Origin of the sequence: Streptomyces sp. NPDC058375 (assembly GCF_042723425.1) — a bacterium.
In the GTDB taxonomy this organism is placed as follows: Bacteria; Actinomycetota; Actinomycetes; order Streptomycetales; family Streptomycetaceae; genus Streptomyces; species Streptomyces durocortorensis.
In genome coordinates this window covers 1-19,165 of the sequence record NZ_JBHXJG010000067.1, presented here as the reverse complement: position 1 = coordinate 19,165, position 19,165 = coordinate 1, and the positions used below count along the sequence as shown (strand labels likewise).

Annotated in this window: 16 protein-coding genes; 1 reads left to right on the top strand and 15 read right to left on the bottom strand. The window is 69.6% G+C overall.

Annotation, left to right across the window (positions count from 1 at the left end; translation table 11 throughout):
- Positions 1–13: 13 nt before the first annotated feature.
- From nuoN to ACFWM7_RS13995, 14 genes are read right to left on the bottom strand one after another with little or no spacing between them, the layout of a single operon-like run.
- The gene (nuoN, locus tag ACFWM7_RS14060) at positions 14–1,678 is read right to left on the bottom strand and encodes an NADH-quinone oxidoreductase subunit NuoN (protein ID WP_383259914.1); all 1,665 of its coding nucleotides are present in this window, start codon (positions 1,676–1,678) and stop codon (positions 14–16) included.
- On the bottom strand, positions 1,675–3,246 hold the full coding sequence (locus ACFWM7_RS14055; RefSeq protein ID WP_383259911.1) for an NADH-quinone oxidoreductase subunit M: 1,572 nt from the start codon (positions 3,244–3,246) through the stop codon (positions 1,675–1,677). Before ACFWM7_RS14055 ends, nuoN begins: the two co-directional genes overlap by 4 nt.
- Positions 3,247–3,250: 4 nt before the next feature.
- The gene (gene nuoL / locus ACFWM7_RS14050; RefSeq protein ID WP_383259907.1) at positions 3,251–5,146 is read right to left on the bottom strand and encodes an NADH-quinone oxidoreductase subunit L; all 1,896 of its coding nucleotides are present in this window, start codon (positions 5,144–5,146) and stop codon (positions 3,251–3,253) included.
- Positions 5,147–5,158: 12 nt separating this feature from the next.
- Entirely contained in the window at positions 5,159–5,458 is a 300-nt protein-coding gene (nuoK, locus tag ACFWM7_RS14045) for an NADH-quinone oxidoreductase subunit NuoK (protein ID WP_205080985.1), read from the bottom strand.
- Positions 5,455–6,321 (bottom strand): NADH-quinone oxidoreductase subunit J, encoded by an 867-nt coding sequence (locus ACFWM7_RS14040; RefSeq protein ID WP_383259903.1) that lies wholly within the window; start codon positions 6,319–6,321, stop codon positions 5,455–5,457. The genes nuoK and ACFWM7_RS14040 overlap by 4 nt, the downstream gene beginning before the upstream one ends.
- Positions 6,318–7,007 (bottom strand): NADH-quinone oxidoreductase subunit NuoI, encoded by a 690-nt coding sequence (gene nuoI / locus ACFWM7_RS14035; RefSeq protein WP_383259901.1) that lies wholly within the window; start codon positions 7,005–7,007, stop codon positions 6,318–6,320. The genes ACFWM7_RS14040 and nuoI overlap by 4 nt, the downstream gene beginning before the upstream one ends.
- Positions 7,000–8,403 (bottom strand): NADH-quinone oxidoreductase subunit NuoH, encoded by a 1,404-nt coding sequence (nuoH, locus tag ACFWM7_RS14030; protein ID WP_383259898.1) that lies wholly within the window; start codon positions 8,401–8,403, stop codon positions 7,000–7,002. Before nuoH ends, nuoI begins: the two co-directional genes overlap by 8 nt.
- Entirely contained in the window at positions 8,400–10,910 is a 2,511-nt protein-coding gene (locus ACFWM7_RS14025; protein WP_383259895.1) for an NADH-quinone oxidoreductase subunit G, read from the bottom strand. Before ACFWM7_RS14025 ends, nuoH begins: the two co-directional genes overlap by 4 nt.
- Positions 10,907–12,289 carry an NADH-quinone oxidoreductase subunit NuoF gene (gene nuoF / locus ACFWM7_RS14020; protein WP_023608518.1) on the bottom strand — a complete coding sequence of 461 codons (1,383 nt, stop codon included), beginning with the start codon at positions 12,287–12,289 and terminating at the stop codon, positions 10,907–10,909. Before nuoF ends, ACFWM7_RS14025 begins: the two co-directional genes overlap by 4 nt.
- A complete protein-coding gene (nuoE, locus tag ACFWM7_RS14015) occupies positions 12,286–13,125 on the bottom strand; it encodes an NADH-quinone oxidoreductase subunit NuoE (protein WP_383259892.1) in 840 nt (279 codons plus the stop codon). Before nuoE ends, nuoF begins: the two co-directional genes overlap by 4 nt.
- 29 nt (positions 13,126–13,154) lie before the next feature.
- Complete coding sequence (locus tag ACFWM7_RS14010; RefSeq protein ID WP_383259889.1) at positions 13,155–14,477, bottom strand: NADH-quinone oxidoreductase subunit D; 1,323 nt, start codon at positions 14,475–14,477, stop codon at positions 13,155–13,157.
- Positions 14,477–15,208 carry an NADH-quinone oxidoreductase subunit C gene (locus ACFWM7_RS14005; RefSeq protein ID WP_383259886.1) on the bottom strand — a complete coding sequence of 244 codons (732 nt, stop codon included), beginning with the start codon at positions 15,206–15,208 and terminating at the stop codon, positions 14,477–14,479. The genes ACFWM7_RS14010 and ACFWM7_RS14005 overlap by 1 nt, the downstream gene beginning before the upstream one ends.
- Positions 15,205–15,759, bottom strand: coding sequence for an NADH-quinone oxidoreductase subunit B family protein (locus ACFWM7_RS14000; protein ID WP_018490715.1), 555 nt, complete (start codon positions 15,757–15,759; stop codon positions 15,205–15,207). The genes ACFWM7_RS14005 and ACFWM7_RS14000 overlap by 4 nt, the downstream gene beginning before the upstream one ends.
- Positions 15,760–15,777: 18 nt before the next feature.
- Positions 15,778–16,137, bottom strand: a complete 360-nt coding sequence (locus ACFWM7_RS13995) for an NADH-quinone oxidoreductase subunit A (protein ID WP_003967084.1) — start codon at positions 16,135–16,137, stop codon at positions 15,778–15,780.
- Positions 16,138–16,914: 777 nt separating this feature from the next.
- Between ACFWM7_RS13995 and ACFWM7_RS13990 the strand changes: the two genes are divergently transcribed.
- Positions 16,915–17,766 carry a C40 family peptidase gene (locus ACFWM7_RS13990; protein ID WP_383259883.1) on the top strand — a complete coding sequence of 284 codons (852 nt, stop codon included), beginning with the start codon at positions 16,915–16,917 and terminating at the stop codon, positions 17,764–17,766.
- Between the two features lies 1 nt (position 17,767).
- Here ACFWM7_RS13990 and ACFWM7_RS13985 read toward each other — a convergent pair whose 3' ends face one another.
- Positions 17,768–19,009: a Cmx/CmrA family chloramphenicol efflux MFS transporter gene (locus ACFWM7_RS13985; protein WP_383259879.1), complete on the bottom strand. Its 1,242-nt coding sequence runs from the start codon at positions 19,007–19,009 to the stop codon at positions 17,768–17,770.
- Positions 19,010–19,165 lie beyond the last annotated feature (156 nt).

The window sequence follows — 19,165 nt, the reverse complement described above, 5'->3', positions numbered from 1 at the left end:
GCTTCCGCGCGGGCTACCGCACGAAGACTCCCGCCTGGCTCGCCAGGTCCAGGAAATACTGCGGGGCCAGGCCCAGCACCAGGGTGACGGCGACGCCGACCGCGATCGTCGTCATGGTCAGCGGGGACGGGACGGCGACCGTGGGGCCGTCCGCCTTCGGCTCGCTGAAGAACATCAGGACGATCACGCGGATGTAGAAGAACGCCGCGACGGCCGAGGAGAGCACACCGACGACGACCAGTGCGCCGGCCCCGCCCTCGGCGGCCGCCTTGAACACCGCGAACTTCCCGGAGAACCCGGAGGTCAGCGGGATGCCCGCGAAGGCCAGCAGGAACACCGCGAAGACCGCCGCGACCAGCGGCGAGCGGCGGCCGAGCCCGGCCCACTTCGAGAGGTGGGTGGCCTCGCCGCCCGCGTCCCGCACCAGCGTGACGACCGCGAACGCGCCGACCGTCACGAAGGAGTAGGCCAGCAGGTAGAAGAGGACCGAGGAGATGCCCTCCGGACTGGCCGCGATGACGCCGGCGAGGATGAAGCCCGCGTGCGCGATCGAGGAGTAGGCAAGCAGCCGCTTGATGTCGGTCTGGGTGATCGCGACGATCGCGCCGCCCAGCATCGTGATGATGGCCACCGCCCACATGACCGGCCGCAGGTCCCAGGTGAGGCCCGGGAGCGCCACGTACAGCAGGCGCAGCATCGCTCCGAACGCGGCGACCTTCGTGGCGGCGGCCATGAAGCCGGTCACCGGGGTCGGGGCGCCCTGGTAGACGTCCGGGGTCCACATGTGGAACGGGATCGCGCCGACCTTGAAGAGCAGACCGACCAGGATCATCGCGCCGCCGATGAGCAGCAGCGCGTCGTTGCCCATGGTGTCGGCGAGGGCCGGGTCGATCTCCAGGACCGAGCCGTCGACGACGCCTGCGATGTCGGCGTACGACAGGGAGCCCGCGTAGCCGTAGAGGAGGGCGATCCCGAACAGGAAGAAGGCCGAGGAGAACGCGCCGAGCAGGAAATACTTCACGGCGGCTTCCTGCGACAGCAGCCGCTTGCGGCGGGCCACGGCGCACAGGAGGTAGAGCGGGAGGGAGAAGACCTCCAGCGCGATGAAGAGGGTCAGCAGATCGTTGGCGGCCGGGAAGACCAGCAGCCCCGCCACCGAGAAGAGGAGCAGCGGGAAGACCTCGGTGGTGGTGAACCCGGCCCGCACGGCGGCCTTCTCGCCCTCGCCGCCCGGTACGGCTCCGGCCTGGGCGGCGAAGGAGTCGACCCGGTTGCCGTCGGCGGTGGGGTCGAGGCGCCGCTCGGCGAACGTGAACACCGCCACCATGGCGACCAGGAGAATGGTGCCCTGGAGGAACAGGGTGGGGCCGTCGATCGCGATGGCGCCCTCGGCCGCGATCATGGCCTTCGTGGTGCCGTATCCGCCGGCCGCGAGGCCGACGATCGCCGCGAACGAGGCGGCGGCCGCCACCACGGTCAGGAAGAGCTGGGTGTGGTAGCGGGCCCGGCGCGGCACGAAGGCCTCCACCAGGATGCCCAGCACGGCGGCGACCAGGATGATCAGGACCGGCATCAGCTGGGTGTACTCGATCTTCGGCATGGTGAACGAGTCGCCCGGTGCCGCCGATGTCACCCCGCTCGCCGTCGTCCACAGACTGTGGACAGCTGTTGCGCTCACTTGGCGGCCTCCACCTCGGGCTGGGGGTCCTTCTTCTGTACGTCGGACATGGTGTGCTCCACCGCCGGGTTGACGACCTCGGTGAGCGGCTTCGGGAAGACGCCCAGGAAGATCAGCACGGCGATCAGCGGAACCGCTACTGCCAGCTCACGCGCCTTGAGGTCCGGCATGGAACGGACCGATTCCTGGACCGGGCCGGTCATGGTGCGCTGGTAGAGGACCAGGACGTAGAGCGCGGCGAGCACGATGCCGGAGGTGGCGATGATGCCGGCCACCGGATACGCGCTGAACGTGCCGACCAGGACCAGGAACTCACTGACGAACGGGGCCAGTCCGGGCAGCGACAGGGTGGCGAGCCCGCCGATGAGGAACGTCCCGGCCAGCACCGGGGCGACCTTCTGCACCCCGCCGTAGTCCGCGATGAGCCGCGAGCCGCGCCGGGTGATGAGGAAGCCGGCGACCAGCAGCAGCGCGGCCGTGGAGATGCCGTGGTTGACCATGTAGAGCGTGGCGCCCGACTGGCCCTGGCTGGTCATCGCGAAGATGCCCAGGATGATGAAGCCGAAGTGCGAGATCGAGGCGTAGGCGATGAGCCGCTTGATGTCGCGCTGGCCGACCGCGAGGAGCGCCCCGTACACGATGGAGACCAGCGCCAGGGTGATGACCACCGGCGTCGCCCACTTGCTGGCCTCCGGGAAGAGCCCGAGGCAGAAGCGGAGCATCGCGAAGGTGCCGACCTTGTCGACGATCGCGGTGATCAGCACGGCGACCGGGGCGGTCGCCTCGCCCATGGCGTTGGGCAGCCAGGTGTGCAGCGGCCACAGCGGGGCCTTGATCGCGAAGGCGAGGAAGAACCCGAGGAAGAGCCACCGCTCGGTGCTGGTCGCCATCTCCAGGGAGCCGTTGGCGCGGGCCTCGGTGATCTCGGAGAGCGAGAAGCTGCCCGCGACCACGTAGAGGCCGATGACGGCGGCCAGCATGATCAGGCCGCCGGCCAGGTTGTAGAGGAGGAACTTGACCGCCGCGTAGGAACGCTGGGCCGCGGCGTTCTCGTCGGTGCCCGCGTGGGCCCGGTCGCCGAACCCGCCGATGAGGAAGTACATCGGGATGAGCATGGCTTCGAACAGGATGTAGAAGAGGAAGACGTCGGTCGCGACGAACGACAGGATCACCATGGCCTCGACCATGAGGATCAGGGCGAAGAAGCCCTGCGTCGGGCGCCAGCGCGAGGACTTCGTCTCCAGGGGGTCCGCGTCGTGCCAGCCGGCCGCGATGACGAACGGGATCAGCAGCGCGGTGAGGCCGAGGAGCGCCACCCCGATGCCGTCCACGCCCAGTTCGTAACGGACGCCGAAGTCGGCGATCCAGGCCCGGGACTCGGTGAGCTGGTAGCGGTCGCCGCCCGGCTCGAAGCGGAGGAAGACGACCGCCGCCAGGACGAGCGTGCCGAGCGAGAAGAGCAGCGCGAGCCATTTGGCCGCGGTGCGCCGCGCGGCGGGGACGGCGGCGGTGGCGATCGCACCGATCGCCGGGAGCGCCGCCGTCGCGGTCAGGAGGGGAAAGGACATGTGATCAGACCGCCCTCATCAGCAGGGTCGCGGCGATGACGACCGCCGTACCGCCGAACATCGAGACCGCGTAGGTGCGGGCGTAGCCGTTCTGGAGCTTGCGCAGCCGGCCGGAGAGCCCGCCGACCGAAGCGGCCGTGCCGTTGACGACGCCGTCGACCAGGGAGTGGTCCACGTAGACCAGCGAGCGGGTGAGGTGCTCGCCGCCGCGGACCAGGACCACGTGGTTGAAGTCGTCCTGGAGGAGATCGCGGCGGGCGGCCCGGGTGAGGACCGAGCCGCGCGGGGCGAGCACGGGGACCGGCTTGCGGCCGTACATCCCCCAGGCGGTCCCGACGCCGATGACCAGCGCCACCACGGTGGCTCCGGTGACCGTGGCCGCGCTCAGCGGGGAGTGCCCGTGGTCGTAACCGGTGACCGGCTCCAGCCAGTTGACGAACCGGTCGCCGATCGCGAAGAACCCGCCGGCGAAGACCGAGCCGAAGGCCAGCACGATCATCGGGATGGTCATCGACTTCGGGGACTCGTGCGGATGCGGCTCGTGGCCCTCGGCGTCCGGCTGCCAGCGCTTCTCGCCGAAGAAGGTCATCAGCATCACGCGCGTCATGTAGAACGCGGTGATCGCGGCGCCCAGCAGGGCCACGGAGCCGAGGATCCAGCCCTCGGCGCCGCCCTTGGCGAAGGCCGCCTCGATGATCTTGTCCTTGGAGAAGAAGCCGGACAGGCCGGGGAAGCCGATGATGGCCAGATAGCCGAGGCCGAACGTCACGAAGGTGACCGGCATGTACTTCCGCAGGCCGCCGTACTTGCGCATGTCGACCTCGTCGTTCATGCCGTGCATGACGGAGCCCGCGCCGAGGAAGAGCCCGGCCTTGAAGAAACCGTGCGTCACCAGGTGCATGATCGCGAAGATGTAGCCGATGGGGCCGAGGCCCGCGGCCAGGATCATGTAGCCGATCTGCGACATCGTGGAGCCGGCCAGCGCCTTCTTGATGTCGTCCTTCGCGCAACCGACGATCGCACCGAAGATCAGCGTGACCGCGCCGACGATGACGACGACCAGCTGTGCGTCCGGGGCGGCGTTGAAGATCGCGCCGGAGCGGACGATGAGATAGACGCCGGCGGTGACCATGGTCGCGGCGTGGATGAGGGCCGAGACCGGGGTCGGGCCCTCCATCGCGTCGCCGAGCCAGGACTGCAGCGGCACCTGGGCCGACTTGCCGCAGGCGGCCAGCAGCAGCATCAGCCCGATGGCCGTCAGCTTGCCCTGGCTCGTCTCGTCCGCCGACTCCAGCACCGGCCCGAAGGCGAAGGTGCCGAAGGTGGTGAACATCAGCATGATGGCGATCGACAGGCCCATGTCACCGACCCGGTTGACCAGGAAGGCCTTCTTCGCGGCGGTGGCCGCGGTGGGCTTGTGCTGCCAGAAACCGATGAGCAGGAACGACGCCAGACCGACGCCCTCCCACCCGACGTACAGCAGCAGGTAGTTGTCGGCGATGACCAGGATGAGCATCGCCGCGAGGAACAGGTTGAGGTAGCCGAAGAAGCGGCGCCTGCGCTCGTCGTGCTCCATGTAACCGATGGAGTAGATGTGGATCAGCGTGCCCACACCGGTGATGAGCAGGACGAACGTCATCGACAACTGGTCGAGCTGGAAGGCGATGTCGGCCTGGAAGCCCTCGACCGGAATCCAGCTGAACAGGTGCTGGTGCAGGGCCCGGTCCTCGGCGCCCTTCCCCAGCATGTCGGTGAACAGGATCAGTCCGACGACGAACGAGGCGCCGGCGAGCGCGGTGCCGAGCCAGTGGCCCGTCTTGTCCAGCCGACGTCCGCCGCAGAGCAGGACCGCCGCTCCGAGCAGGGGCGCCGCGACGAGCAGCGCAATCAGGTTCTCCACGTTTCCGACCCCTTACAGCTTCATCAGGCTGGCGTCGTCGACCGAGGCCGAGTGGCGGGAGCGGAACAACGACACGATGATCGCGAGTCCGACGACGACTTCCGCGGCGGCGACGACCATCGTGAAGAACGCGACGATCTGCCCGTCGAGGTTGCCGTGCATCCGGGAGAACGTGACGAGCGCCAGATTGCAGGCGTTGAGCATCAGCTCGACGCACATGAACAACACGATCGCGTTCCGCCGGATCAACACCCCGGAGGCGCCGATCGCGAACAGCAGGGCCGCGAGGTAGAGGTAGTTGACCGGGTTCACTTGGCGGCCTCCGAATTCTCCGCCGCGGACGCGGGATCGGCTCCGCGCGTCACGGCGTCCGCGTCCTCACGTCCGAGCCGCTCCCCGGAGCGCTGCTCCAGGGCCCTGAGATCGGCGAGGGACTCCTGCGAGACGTCCCGGATCTGGCCGCGCTGACGCAGCGTCTGCATGACGGTCAGCTCGGACGGCGTGCCGTCGGGGAGCAGACCGGGGATGTCGACCGCGTTGTGCCGGGCGTAGACGCCGGGGGCGGGGAGCGGCGGGAGGTGCTTGCCGCGTACGCGCTCCTGAGACATCTCCCGCTGGGTCTTGGCCCGTTCGGTGCGCTCGCGGTGGGTGAGCACCATCGCGCCGACGGTCGCGGTGATCAGCAGGGCGCCGGTGATCTCGAAGGCGAAGACGTACTTGGTGAAGATGAGGTTGGCGATTCCCTCGACGTTGCCACCGTGCCGGGTGTTGGCCGCGCCGAGCCCGTTGAAGGTGCTCAGGGAGGCATTGCCGATGCCCGCGATCAGCAGCACGGCGAAGCCGAGGGCGCATCCGAGGGCCAGCCAGCGCTGGCCCTTGAGGGTCTCCTTGAGGGAGTCCGCCGCGGTGACGCCGACGAGCATGACGACGAAGAGGAACAGCATCATGATCGCGCCGGTGTAGACGACGATCTGGACGATGCCGAGGAAATAGGCCCCGTTGGCGAGGTAGAACACCGCGAGGATGATCATGGTCCCGGCGAGCGACAGGGCGCTGTGCACGGACTTCTTCATCAGCACCGTGGCGAGCGCGCCGATCACGGCGACGGTGCCCAGGATCCAGAACTGGATGGCCTCGCCGGTCGAGGTGGTGGTGGCTGCGGCCAGCGCGTTCACGCGTCCACCCCCTTGTCGTGCCGGGTGGCGTCGGCGGCCCGGGTGGACTCGATGGGGTCCTCGTCGGGCTTGTCGCCCTCGCCCTTGGAGACGGCCGTCTGCCGGACGGTGCCGGGGGCGGCCTCGGTGACCACGCCCCGGTAGTAGTCCTGTTCGTCCATGCCGGGGAAGATCGCGTGCGGGCTGTCGACCATGCCTTCCTCCAGGCCCGCGAGCAGCTCGTCCTTGGTGTAGATGAGGCTCTCGCGGGTGGTGTTGGCGAGCTCGAACTCGTTCGTCATCGTCAGCGCCCGGGTGGGGCACGCCTCGATGCAGAGTCCGCACAGGATGCAGCGCGCGTAGTTGATCTGGTAGACGCGGCCGTAGCGCTCACCCGGGGAGTAGCGCTCCTCCTCGGTGTTGTCCGCGCCCTCCACGTAGATCGCGTCCGCCGGACAGGCCCAGGCGCACAGCTCGCAGCCGACGCACTTCTCCAGGCCGTCCGGGTGGCGGTTGAGCTGGTGGCGGCCGTGGAAGCGGGGCGCCGTCACCTTCGGCGTCTCCGGATACTGCTCGGTGAGCCGCTTCTTGAACATGGCCTTGAAGGTCACGCCGAAGCCGGCCACCGGGTTCTGGAACTTGTCGCCCGAGCCCCCCGAGGGCTCGGCGGATCCCGATGAGCCCGTGAGCTCTGGTTTCTCAGACACCGCCGGCCTCCTTTCCGTCACTCGCGCTGTCGTCACTCTGAGTATCTGCCCCGCCACTGACAACGAGCTCGCGCTCCCGTCGTGGCCTGCGCCTGGGCACGGGCGGCAGTGTCTGTCCGGGCAGCGGAGGCACCGGGAAGCCACCCGCCATCGGGTCGAAGGCGGGCTCCGGTTCGGCCGCTTCCGCCTCGGCCCGGTTCCTGCGGTCGCGGAACATGTCGACGACGAAGGAGATCAGCAGGATCGCGATCACGACGGCGCCCACGTACAGCACGATCCGGGAGAAGTCGTAGCCCTCGTTGCGCAGGGCCCGGACGGTGGCCACGAGCATCAGCCAGACGATCGAGACCGGGATGAGGACCTTCCAGCCGAGCTTCATCAACTGGTCGTAGCGCACGCGGGGAAGCGTGCCGCGCAGCCAGATGAAGAAGAAGATCAGGCACTGGAGCTTCAGGAAGAACCAGAGCATCGGCCACCAGCCGTGGTTGGCGCCCTCCCAGAACGCGGAGATCGGGTACGGGGCCCGCCAGCCGCCGAGGAACAGCGTCACCGCGATCATCGACACCGTGACCATGTGGATGTACTCGGCGAGCATGAACATCGCGAACTTGATGGAGCTGTACTCGGTGTTGAACCCGCCGACCAGGTCGCCCTCGGACTCCGGCATGTCGAACGGCGCCCGGCTGGCCTCACCGACCATCGTCACCATGTAGATGATGAAGGAGACCGGCAGCAGCATGATGTACCAGCGGTCCGCCTGCGCCTCCACGATCGTCGAGGTGGACATCGACCCGGAGTAGAGGAAGACCGAGGCGAAGGCGGCGCCCATGGCGATCTCGTACGAGATCATCTGGGCGGACGAACGGATTCCGCCGAGCAGGGGGTACGTCGAGCCCGAGGACCAGCCGCCGAGGACGAAGCCGTACACCCCGACCGCGCCGACGGCCAGAATGTAGAGCGCGGCGATCGGGAGGTCGGTGAGCTGCATCGTGGTGCGCTGCCCGAAGATGGAGACCTCGTTGCCCGCCGGGCCGAAGGGGATCACGGCGATCGCCATGAAGGCGGGGATCGCGGCGAGGATCGGCGCGAGGACGTAGACCGCCTTGTCCGCGCGCTTGACGATCACGTCTTCCTTCAGCATCAGCTTGACGCCGTCGGCCAGCGACTGGAGCAGGCCCCAGGGCCCGTGCCGGTTGGGGCCGATGCGCAGCTGCATCCAGGCGACGACCTTGCGCTCCCACACGATGGAGAACAGCACGATCAGCATCAGGAACGCGAAGCAGAAGACCGCCTTGATGACGACGAGCCACCAGGGGTCGGTGCCGAACATCGAGAGATCCTCGGCGGCGAGGACGACGCGCTCGGGCGCCGTCGTGAGTGCGGCGAGGCCAGTCACGCTCGTACCTCCGATGGTTCGACGGGTGCGCCCGGTGCGGCGGCGGGGCCGACCCGTACCAGGCCGCCCGGGTTCACGCCGGTGTCGGCGGGGATGCCGCGTCCCTGCGAGTTCAGCGGCACCCAGACCACCCGGTCCGGCATGTCGGTGACCGCCAGGGGCAGTTCGACGGTGCCGGCGGGTCCGGTGACGGCGAGCAGGTCGCCGTCCTTGACGCCGGACTCGGCGGCGGTGACCGCCGAGAGCCGGGCGACGGCCGCGTGCCGGGTTCCGGCCAGCGCGGTGTCGCCCTCCTGGAGCCGGCCGAGGTCGAGCAGCATCCGGTGGCCCGCCAGGACCGCCTCGCCGTTGCCGGGCCGGGGCAGCGGCTGCGCGCCCTCGCGCGGGTCCTCCGCGTGGCCGCCCTCCCAGCCGCCGAGCCGGTCCAGCTCGCGGCGGGCGGCGGTCAGGTCCGGGAGCGCGAAGTGCACGTCCATGGCGTCGGCCAGCATGTGCAGCACCCGGGAGTCGGTCGGCGCGAGCGTCCGGGGCATCTGCTCCGGCTTCAGCGCCGCCTGGAACATCCGGACCCGGCCCTCCCAGTTGAGGAAGGTGCCGGACTTCTCCGCGACGGCGGCGACCGGGAAGACCACGTCCGCGCGGGCGGTGACCGCGCTCGGCCGCAGCTCCAGGGAGACCAGGAAGCCGACCTCGTTCAGCGCCTGGAGGGCACGGTCCGGGTCGGGCAGGTCCTCGACGCCGACCCCGGCGACGAGCAGCGCGCCCAGTTCACCGGTGGCCGCGGCCTCGACGATCTGGCCGGTGTCACGGCCGTGGCGGGAGGGCAGTTCGGCCAGCCGCCACAGCTCCGCGACCTCGTCACGGGCGCGCGGGTCGGTGGCCGGGCGGCCGCCGGGCAGCAGCGAGGGCAGCGCGCCGACCTCGATCGCGCCCCGGTCGCCCGCCCGGCGCGGAATCCACACCAGGCGTGCGCCGGTGGCGGTGGCGGTGCGGATCGCGGCGGACAGTGCGCCGGGCACGCCCGCGAGCCGCTCCCCGACGATGATCAGGGAGTGTTCGGCGCGCAACGCATCGGCGGCCGCCGCTCCTTCGGCTTCCAGGCCGACGCCGCCCGCGAGCGCGTCGAGCCACTCGGTCTCGGTGCCGGGGGCGGCGGGCAGCAGGGTGCCGCCCGCCTTCACCAGGCCCCGGGTGGCGTGCGAGGCGAGGGCGAAGGTCCGCTGGCCGCTCTTGCGGTGGGCCTTGCGCAGCCTGAGGAAGACGCCGGGGGCCTCCTCCTCGGACTCGAACCCGACGAGGAGGACCGCGGGGGCCTTCTCCAGCGCGGTGTACGTGACGCCTTCGCCGTCGAGGTCCCGGCCGCGTCCGGCGACCCGGGCGGCCAGGAAGTCGGCCTCCTCGGCGCTGTGGACGCGGGAGCGGAAGTCGATGTCGTTGGTGTCGAGGGCGACCCGGGCGAACTTGCTGTACGCGTAGGAGTCCTCGACGGTCAGCCGGCCGCCGGTCAGGACGCCGGTGCGGCCGCGGGCGGCGAGGAGTCCGGTCGCCGCGGCTTCCAGCGCCTCGGGCCAGCTCGCCGGTTCCAGTTCACCGTCGGCGTTGCGGACGAGGGGGGTGGTGAGGCGGTCGCGCTGCTGGGCGTAGCGGAAGCCGAACCTCCCCTTGTCGCAGATCCACTCCTCGTTGACCTCGGGCTCATTCGCCGCGAGACGCCGCATGACCTTGCCGCGCCGGTGGTCGGTGCGCATTCCGCAGCCGCCCGAGCACTGCTCGCACACCGAGGGGGTGGAGACCAGGTCGAAGGGGCGGGAGCGGAACCGGTACGCGGCCGAGGTGAGCGCGCCGACCGGGCAGATCTGGATGGTGTTGCCGGAGAAGTACGACTCGAAGGGGTCGCCCTCGCCGGTGCCGACCTGCTGGAGCGCGCCGCGTTCGATCAGCTCGATCATCGGGTCGCCCGCCACCTGGTTGGAGAACCGGGTGCAGCGCGCGCAGAGCACGCACCGCTCACGGTCCAGCAGCACCTGGGTCGAGATCGGGACGGGTTTCTCGAAGGTCCGCTTCTTGCCGTCGAAGCGGGAGTCGGCGTCGCCGTGCGACATCGCCTGGTTCTGGAGCGGGCACTCGCCGCCCTTGTCGCAGACGGGGCAGTCCAGCGGGTGGTTGATCAGCAGCAGCTCCATCACGCCCTTCTGCGCCTTCTCGGCGACAGGAGAGGTGATCTGGGACTTGACGACCATGCCGTCGGTGCAGGTGATGGTGCAGGAGGCCATCGGCTTGCGCTGGCCCTCGACCTCGACGATGCACTGGCGGCAGGCGCCGGCCGGGTCGAGGAGCGGGTGGTCGCAGAAGCGCGGGATCTCGATGCCGAGGAGTTCGGCGGCCCGGATGACCAAGGTCCCCTTGGGGACGCTGATCTCGATGCCGTCGATGGTCAGCGTGACCAGGTCCTCGGGCGGAACCGCCGCCTCGCCGCCCCCGGAGGGCGCACTCGTGGTGACTGTCATGCGTTCACCCCCCGGTGAGCGTTCTTGCCGTCGGTGTTCTTGTCGTCGGCCCAGGCCGTGGACCGGGCGGGATCGAAGGGGCAGCCCTTGCCGGTGATGTGCTGCTCGTACTCCTCGCGGAAATACTTGAGCGAGGAGAAGATCGGCGAGGCCGCTCCGTCGCCGAGCGCGCAGAACGACTTGCCGTTGATGTTGTCGGCGATGTCGTTGAGCTTGTCGAGGTCGGCCATCTCGCCCTTGCCGGCCTCGATGTCGCGCAGCAACTGGACCAGCCAGTACGTGCCTTCGCGGCAGGGTGTGCACTTGCCGCAGGACTCGTGGGCGTAGAACTCGGTCCAGCGGGTGACGGCCCGGACGACGCAGGTCGTCTCGTCGAAGCACTGGAGCGCCTTGGTGCCGAGCATGGATCCGGCGGCGCCGACGCCCTCGTAGTCGAGGGGGACGTCGAGGTGTTCCTCGGTGAACATCGGAGTGGAGGAGCCGCCCGGCGTCCAGAACTTCAGCCGGTGCCCGGCCCGCATGCCGCCGCTCATGTCGAGGAGCTGGCGGAGCGTGATGCCGAGCGGGGCCTCGTACTGGCCGGGGCTGGTGACGTGGCCGCTGAGCGAGTAGAGCGTGAAGCCCGGGGACTTCTCGCTGCCCATCGACTTGAACCAGTCCTTGCCCTTGTTCAGAATCGCGGGAACCGACGCGATGGACTCGACGTTGTTCACCACAGTGGGACAGGCGTACAGACCGGCGACCGCAGGGAAGGGGGGCCGCAGCCGGGGCTGGCCACGCCGTCCTTCGAGAGAGTCGAGCAGCGCGGTTTCCTCACCACAGATGTACGCACCTGCGCCCGCGTGCACCGTGAGTTCCAGATCGAGTCCTGAACCCAGGATGTTCGTCCCCAGATAACCCGCCTCGTACGCCTCTCGTACGGCCTCGTGCAGCCGTCGCAGCACGGGGACGACCTCACCCCGCAGGTAGATGAACGCGTGCGAGGAACGGATCGCGTAACAGGCGATCACGATGCCCTCGATGAGGCTGTGCGGGTTCGCGAAGAGGAGCGGGATGTCCTTGCAGGTCCCCGGCTCCGACTCGTCGGCGTTGACAACCAGATAGTGCGGTTTGCCATCGCCCTGCGGGATGAACTGCCACTTCATCCCGGTGGGGAAGCCCGCGCCACCGCGGCCGCGCAGACCGGAGTCCTTGACGTACGCGATGAGGTCGTCGGGCGCCATGGCCAGCGCTTTGCGCAGCCCTTCGTAGCCCTCGTGGCGGCGGTAGGTGTCCAGCGTCCAGGATTCGGGCTGGTCCCAGAAGGAGGAGAGGACGGGGGCGAGCAGCTTCTCGGGGCTCGTCCCGTTGTGGTCGATCTCGGCGGCCAAGGTCATCACTCCCCCTCCTCGGCTGCGGGCCCGGCCGGGTGCTCCGGGTCGGAGGCCGAGGTCTGCTGCGGTGCGTCGTGCGAGCTGAGGTGCTCGGACGGCGAAGGTTCGTGCGGCTGCCCGTCCTGGGGCCGCGCATCCTCGGGCTGCCCGGCGCGCGGGGAGACCACGCGCGCCTTCGGGAGCCCTTCGCCCTTGGCGAGCTTCAGCCCGACGAGCGAGGCGGGGCCCGCGCCGCCGGTGGCCTCGACGGCGCCGGGGCGCTCGTCGGGGAAGCCGGCCAGGATGCGGGCGGTGTCCTTGTACGAGCAGAGGGGAGCGCCGCGGGTGGGCTCGACGGTCCGGCCGGCGATCAGGTCGTCGACGAGCCGGGTGGCGCTCTCGGGCGTCTGGTTGTCGAAGAACTCCCAGTTGACCATCACAACGGGTGCGAAGTCGCAGGCGGCGTTGCACTCGATGTGTTCGAGGGTGACCTTGCCGTCCTCGGTGGTCTCGTTGTTGCCGACCCCGAGGTGCTCCTTGAGCGTGTCGAAGATGGCGTCGCCGCCCATGACCGCGCAGAGGGTGTTGGTGCAGACGCCGACCTGGTAGTCGCCGCTCGGCCTGCGCCGGTACATGGAGTAGAAGGTGGCGACGGCGGTGACCTCGGCGGTGGTGAGGTCGAGCGTCTCGGCGCAGAAGGCCATGCCCGTACGGGAGACGTATCCCTCCTCGGACTGCACGAGGTGCAGCAGCGGCAGGAGGGCGGAGCGGCTGCCGGGGTAGCGGGCGACCACCTCCTTCGCGTCCGCGTCGAGCCGGGCGCGCACCTCGGCCGGGTAGGGGGCGGCGGGGAGCTGCGGCATCCCCAGACTGACGTCTTGGCGTGAGGTGGTCACCGGTCGACGCCTCCCATCACGGGGTCGATGGACGCGACGGCGACGATGACGTCGGCGACCTGGCCGCCTTCGCACATCGCCGCCATGGCCTGCAGGTTGGTGAAGGACGGGTCGCGGAAGTGGACCCGGTAGGGGCGGGTGCCGCCGTCGGATACGACGTGCACGCCGAGTTCGCCCTTGGGGGACTCGACGGCGGTGTACGTCTGTCCGGCGGGCACCCGGAAGCCCTCGGTCACCAGCTTGAAGTGGTGGATCAGGGCTTCCATGGAGGTGCCCATGATGGTGCGGATGTGGTCGAGGGAGTTGCCGAGACCGTCGGGGCCGAGCGCGAGCTGGGCGGGCCAGGCGATCTTCTTGTCGGCGACCATGACCGGCCCCGGCTCCAGGCGCTCGATGCACTGCTCGATGATCCGCAGCGACTGGCGCATCTCCTCCAGCCGGATGAGGAAGCGTCCGTAGGAGTCGCAGGTGTCGGCGGTCGGGACCTCGAAGTCGTAGGTCTCGTAGCCGCAGTACGGGTCGGACTTGCGCAGGTCGTGCGGGAGGCCGGCGGAGCGCAGCACCGGGCCGGTGGCGCCGAGCGCCATGCAGCCGGTGAGGTCGAGGTAGCCGACGTCCTTCATCCGGGCCTTGAAGATGGGGTTGCCGGTGGCCAGCTTGTCGTACTCCGGCAGGTTCTTCTTCATGGTCTTGATGAACTCGCGCAGCTGGTCGACCGCGCCCGGGGGCAGGTCCTGGGCGAGGCCGCCGGGGCGGACGAACGCGTGGTTCATGCGCAGCCCGGTGAAGAGCTCGAAGAGGTCGAGAACCAGTTCACGATCGCGGAAGCCGTAGATCATGATCGTGGTCGCGCCGAGCTCCATGCCGCCGGTGGCGACGCACACCAGGTGCGAGGCGAGCCGGTTGAGCTCCATCAGCAGGACGCGCAGGACGGTGGCCCGGTCGGGGATCTGGTCCTCGATGCCGAGGAGCTTCTCGACGCCCAGGCAGTACGCCGTCTCGTTGAAGAACGGCGTCAGGTAGTCCATGCGCGTGACGAAGGTGGTGCCCTGTGTCCAGTTGCGGAATTCGAGGTTCTTCTCGATGCCGGTGTGGAGGTAGCCGATGCCGCAGCGGGCTTCGGTGACGGTCTCGCCGTCGATCTCCAGGATGAGGCGGAGCACGCCGTGCGTGGACGGGTGCTGGGGGCCCATGTTGACGATGATGCGCTCGTCGTCGGACTTGACGGCGGATTCGACGACCTCGTCCCAGTCGCCGCCGGTGACTGTATATACAGTCCCCTCGGTCGTGGCGCGAGGTGTCGCGTGGGGAGTGGTCATCAGGAGTACGACCTCCGCTGGTCCGGAGCCGGGATCTGGGCGCCCTTGTACTCGACGGCGATGCCGCCGAGCGGGTAGTCCTTGCGCTGCGGGAAGCCCTGCCAGTCGTCCGGCATCATGATCCGGGTCAGGGCCGGGTGCCCGTCGAAGACGAGCCCGAAGAAGTCGTACGCCTCGCGCTCGTGCCAGTCGTTGGTCGGGTAGATCTCGACGAGCGACGGGATGTGCGGGTCGCTGTCCGGGGCGGACACCTCCAGCCGGATCAGCCGGCCGTGGGTGAGCGAGCGCAGGTGGTAGACGGCGTGCAGCTCGCGGCCCTTGTCGCCGAGGAAGTGGACGCCGCTCACGCCCGTACAGAGTTCGAAGCGCAGGGCGGGGTCGTCGCGCAGGGTGCGGGCGACCTGGACCAGGTGCTCGCGGGCGATGTGGAAAGTCAGCTCGTCGCGGTCGACGACGGTCTTCTCGATGGCGTTGGAGGGGAGCAGGTCCTGTTCCTCCAGGGCCCCTTCGAGCTCGTCGGCCACCTCGTCGAACCAGCCGCCGTACGGCCGGGAGGCGGCCCCCGGCAGGGTGACGGTGCGGACGAGGCCGCCGTAGCCGGAGGTGTCGCCGCCGTTGTTGGCGCCGAACATGCCCTTGCGTACGCGGATGACCTCGCCGCCGGTGTCGCGCGGGGCGGGGACGGCGTTGCCGTTCTGCTCGTCGCCGTTGGCCTTGGGGTTCTCGGTCACCGCAGGAGCCCCTTCATCTCGATCAGGGGCAGTGCCTTGAGGGCCGCTTCCTCCGCCTCGCGGGCGGCCTCCTCCGCGTTGACCCCGAGCTTGCCGTCCTGGATCTTCTGGTGGAGCTTGAGGATGGCGTCCAGCAGCATCTCGGGGCGGGGCGGACAACCCGGCAAATAGATATCGACCGGAACAATGTGATCAACACCCTGCACAATGGCGTAATTGTTGAACATTCCACCCGACGACGCGCAAACTCCCATGGAAATGACCCACTTGGGATTCGGCATCTGGTCGTAGACCTGCCGCAGGACGGGCGCCATCTTCTGGCTCACCCGGCCCGCGACGATCATCAGGTCCGCCTGGCGCGGCGATCCGCGGAAGACCTCCATCCCGAACCGGGCCAGGTCGTAGCGTCCCGCGCCGGTCGTCATCATCTCGATGGCGCAGCAGGCCAGTCCGAACGTGGCCGGGAAGACGGAGGACTTCCGCACCCAGCCCGCGGCCTGCTCGACCGTGGTCAGAACGAAGCCGCTCGGCAGTTTCTCTTCGAGTCCCATGGTGTGCCCCTCAGCCCCTCAGTCCCATTCCAGGCCGCCGCGACGCCACACATACGCGTAGGCGACGAAGACGGTGAGCACGAAGAGCAGCATCTCCACGAGCCCGAAGATCCCCAGGGCGTCGAAGGAGACCGCCCAGGGATAGAGGAAGACGATCTCGATGTCGAAGACGATGAACAGCATCGCCGTCAGGTAGTACTTGATCGGGAAGCGGCCGCCTCCGGCGGGAGTCGGGGTGGGTTCGATACCGCACTCGTACGCTTCGAGCTTTGCCCGGTTGTAGCGCTTGGGGCCGATAAGCGTGGCCATGACCACGGAGAAGATCGCAAACCCTGCCCCGAGGGCGCCGAGCACGAGGATGGGCGCGTAGGCATTCACGCTCCTCGCTCCTTCCAGTCGTCCTTGACCTTTGGACCGCATCGGGCGACCGGCTCGCCACCTCACCAAGATCGTGCACATGTGAGGCAGTTCACAAGCCCGACTGCCCCGCATCCTATGCCTGGTCCCCTGTGATCTGCGACACGGGGTACGACAACGGCTTTGTGATCTCCACCACCTGACGAACGATCATGAAGTCGTATGAGCGGTGATCTTCGTACGCGAAGCGGCCGAGTGATCACGAGACGTGACATTCGATGGTGTTACCGCTGGTCAAAGACGTGTGGCGCTATCAATAGACGGCCCCTACAAGCAAATTGGCGGTGGACTCCCCCGAGGTGATATGGGCGTCGGTCGACCTCGGCGCTCACTCGGACGAGGGGTGGCGAGGACCGATGGGGACATGTGCATGCATTCACGAACTTCCGGATCGAGCACCTCGGCGACGCCCCGCACTCCGGTCCGGCCTCGTACCCCCACACGCGCCACGGCCGCGAGGGTTGCCTGTCCCGGTGCGCTCACGCTGTGACCTGCGCCACTAAGCCCCGCACCCCAGGAAACCGGGCTTGGCCATCGGTGTGAACGGATGGTAAGCGACGGGCAATTCGGGCGTATTACCGAAAGGCAGTGATCACGGGCCTGATCGCAACTGCCCGTTTTGCCCGTTACGGCGTCAATAAAGGCGCTCAGAAAGCGGATTCACAGATTCCGAACGTAACTGTGTCGCAACACACGTTTCTTGATGGGAGCCCTACAGCCCTGATAGCGCTAGTACCCATGTCCCACACCGCTCACATACCCAGCCACCGGAAGCCCCGTCAGCGCGCCTCGAAGTCGGCGCTGCGGGCCGGAGTTGCCGGTGGCGTCCTCAGCACCATCGCGGTCGCGGGTGCCGCCGGTCCGGCCCAGGCCGAGCCGGTGACCCAGACGATCGAGATGCCCACCATCACGTCCGGCATCTCCACCGCTGTGGCCGCCTCCGCGCAGGCCACGCAGCAGGTCGCCCTCGACCTGGAGAAGCAGGCCAACGAGGACGCCGCGGCCGAGAAGGCCGCGAAGGCGGCCAAGAAGGCCCACGCCGAGGCCGTTCGCAAGGCCGAGGCCGAGAAGAAGGCCGAAGCCGCCGCAAAGGCCAAGGCCGAGGCGGAGGCCGAGGAGCGCGCCGAGCGCGCCTCCCGGACCTCCGAGCGCACGACGCTCAGCGCATCCTCCGGCTCCTCGGACTCCGGCAGCTCCGCCTCCGCCCCGTCCTCCTCGGACTCCTCGAACGTGAGCGGTTCCGCCGCCTCCATCGTGGCGTTCGCCAAGGCCCAGGTCGGCGACGCATACGTCTCCGGCGGCACCGGCCCGAACGCGTGGGACTGCTCGGGCCTGGTCCAGGCCGCCTACCGCACGGCGGGCATCGACCTGCCGCGCGTCTCGCAGTCGCAGTCGACCGCCGGCACCCAGGTCTCCCTGGACAACCTCCTGCCCGGCGACATCCTGTACTGGGGCGGCGCGGGCAGCGCATACCACGTGGCGATCTACGTCGGTGGCGGCGAGTTCGTCGGTGCGCAGAACTCCAGCACCGGCACGGTGCAGCGCTCCATGGACTACGACCGGCCGACCGGCGCGGTCCGCGTTCTCTGATTCACAAGCGGTTCCCCGGGTGTTCGCCCGGCGACCCGCCGCGCCCCCGGGCGCACCGGTGCACGGCTGAGGGCCGCCGCTCCCCCGCTCGGGGGCGGCGGCCCTTCGCCGTCTTCGCGGCGACGAGCAGCGCCAGGACCATCAGCAGGGCGCTCACCCACACCGGCGCCCGGTAGCCGAACCCGGCGTCCAGGGCCACACCGCCCGCCCACGGGCCCACCGTCGCCCCGAGGTTGAACGCGGTCGTCGAGAAGGCCCCGGCCAGCGTCGGGGCCCCGGGGGCGAGGCCCAGGACCCGGGTGATCAGGGCGGTGCCCGTACCGAAGGCGAAGAGGCCGAGGAGCGGGACCAGCACCAGGGCGAACCCCGGGCGGCCCGCCGTCAGGGCGAGCGCCGCCCAGCCGAGGGCGAGGGCGGCCATGCCCGTGGCGACGACGGCGACCGGGCGGGCGTCGGCGAACCGGCCCGCCACCGTGACCCCGGCGAACGAGCCCGCCCCGAAGAGCGCCAGGGCGACCGGCACCCACCCCGCGCCGAGGCCCGCCTCCCGGGTGAGGAGGGGCTCCAGGTAGGAGAACGTGCAGAAGGTCGCCCCCTGCACCAGGGCCATCGTGAGCAGGACCGGCCGCAGCAGGGGCCCGGTCAGCGCGCGCAGTTCGTCCCGTACGGGTACGGGAGCGGCGGCAACGCCCGTACCCCGTCCGCCCGGGATGGAGCGCAGGACCGCGAGGACGGCGGGCAGCGAGACGACGGCGACCGCCCAGAAGGCCGACCGCCACCCCCACCGCTCCCCCAGCACCGCGCCGGCGGGTACGCCCACCACGCAGGCGATCGTCACGCCGCCGACGACCACGGCGGTGGCGCGGCCCTTCAGCCGGTCGGGGACCATCGCGACGGCGGTGCTCAGGGCGACCGCCCAGAAGCCCGCGTTGGCGAGGGCCCCGACGAATCGGCTCGCGAGGAGCACCCCGTAACTCGGGGTCAGCGCGCCGACGACATGAACGGCGACGAACACCGCGAGGAAGAGCAGCAGGGCACGGCGGCGCGGCCAGTTCCGGCCGGCGAGCGCCATGAGTGGTGCGCCGACGACCATGCCGACGGCGAAGGCGGAGGTGAGGAGTCCGGCGGCGGAGAGGGAGACGCCGAGGTCGGCGGCGATGCCCGAGAGCAGCCCGGACAGCATGAACTCGGAGGTGCCTTGGGCGAAGACCGCGAGCCCGAGGACGTAGACGGCGAATGGCATGGGTGAGTAGCCCCTTGGACGGAACCGTCGGGTGGACAGACAGACCGGGTGCGGGGATAGGGGCCGCGCGGACGGGCGCCCCCCGGACCCCCCGGCCGCCTGGGGCCGAGAAGATGCCGGCGGGGACCCGCCCGGCGTAGGGCGGGGCAAGACCCG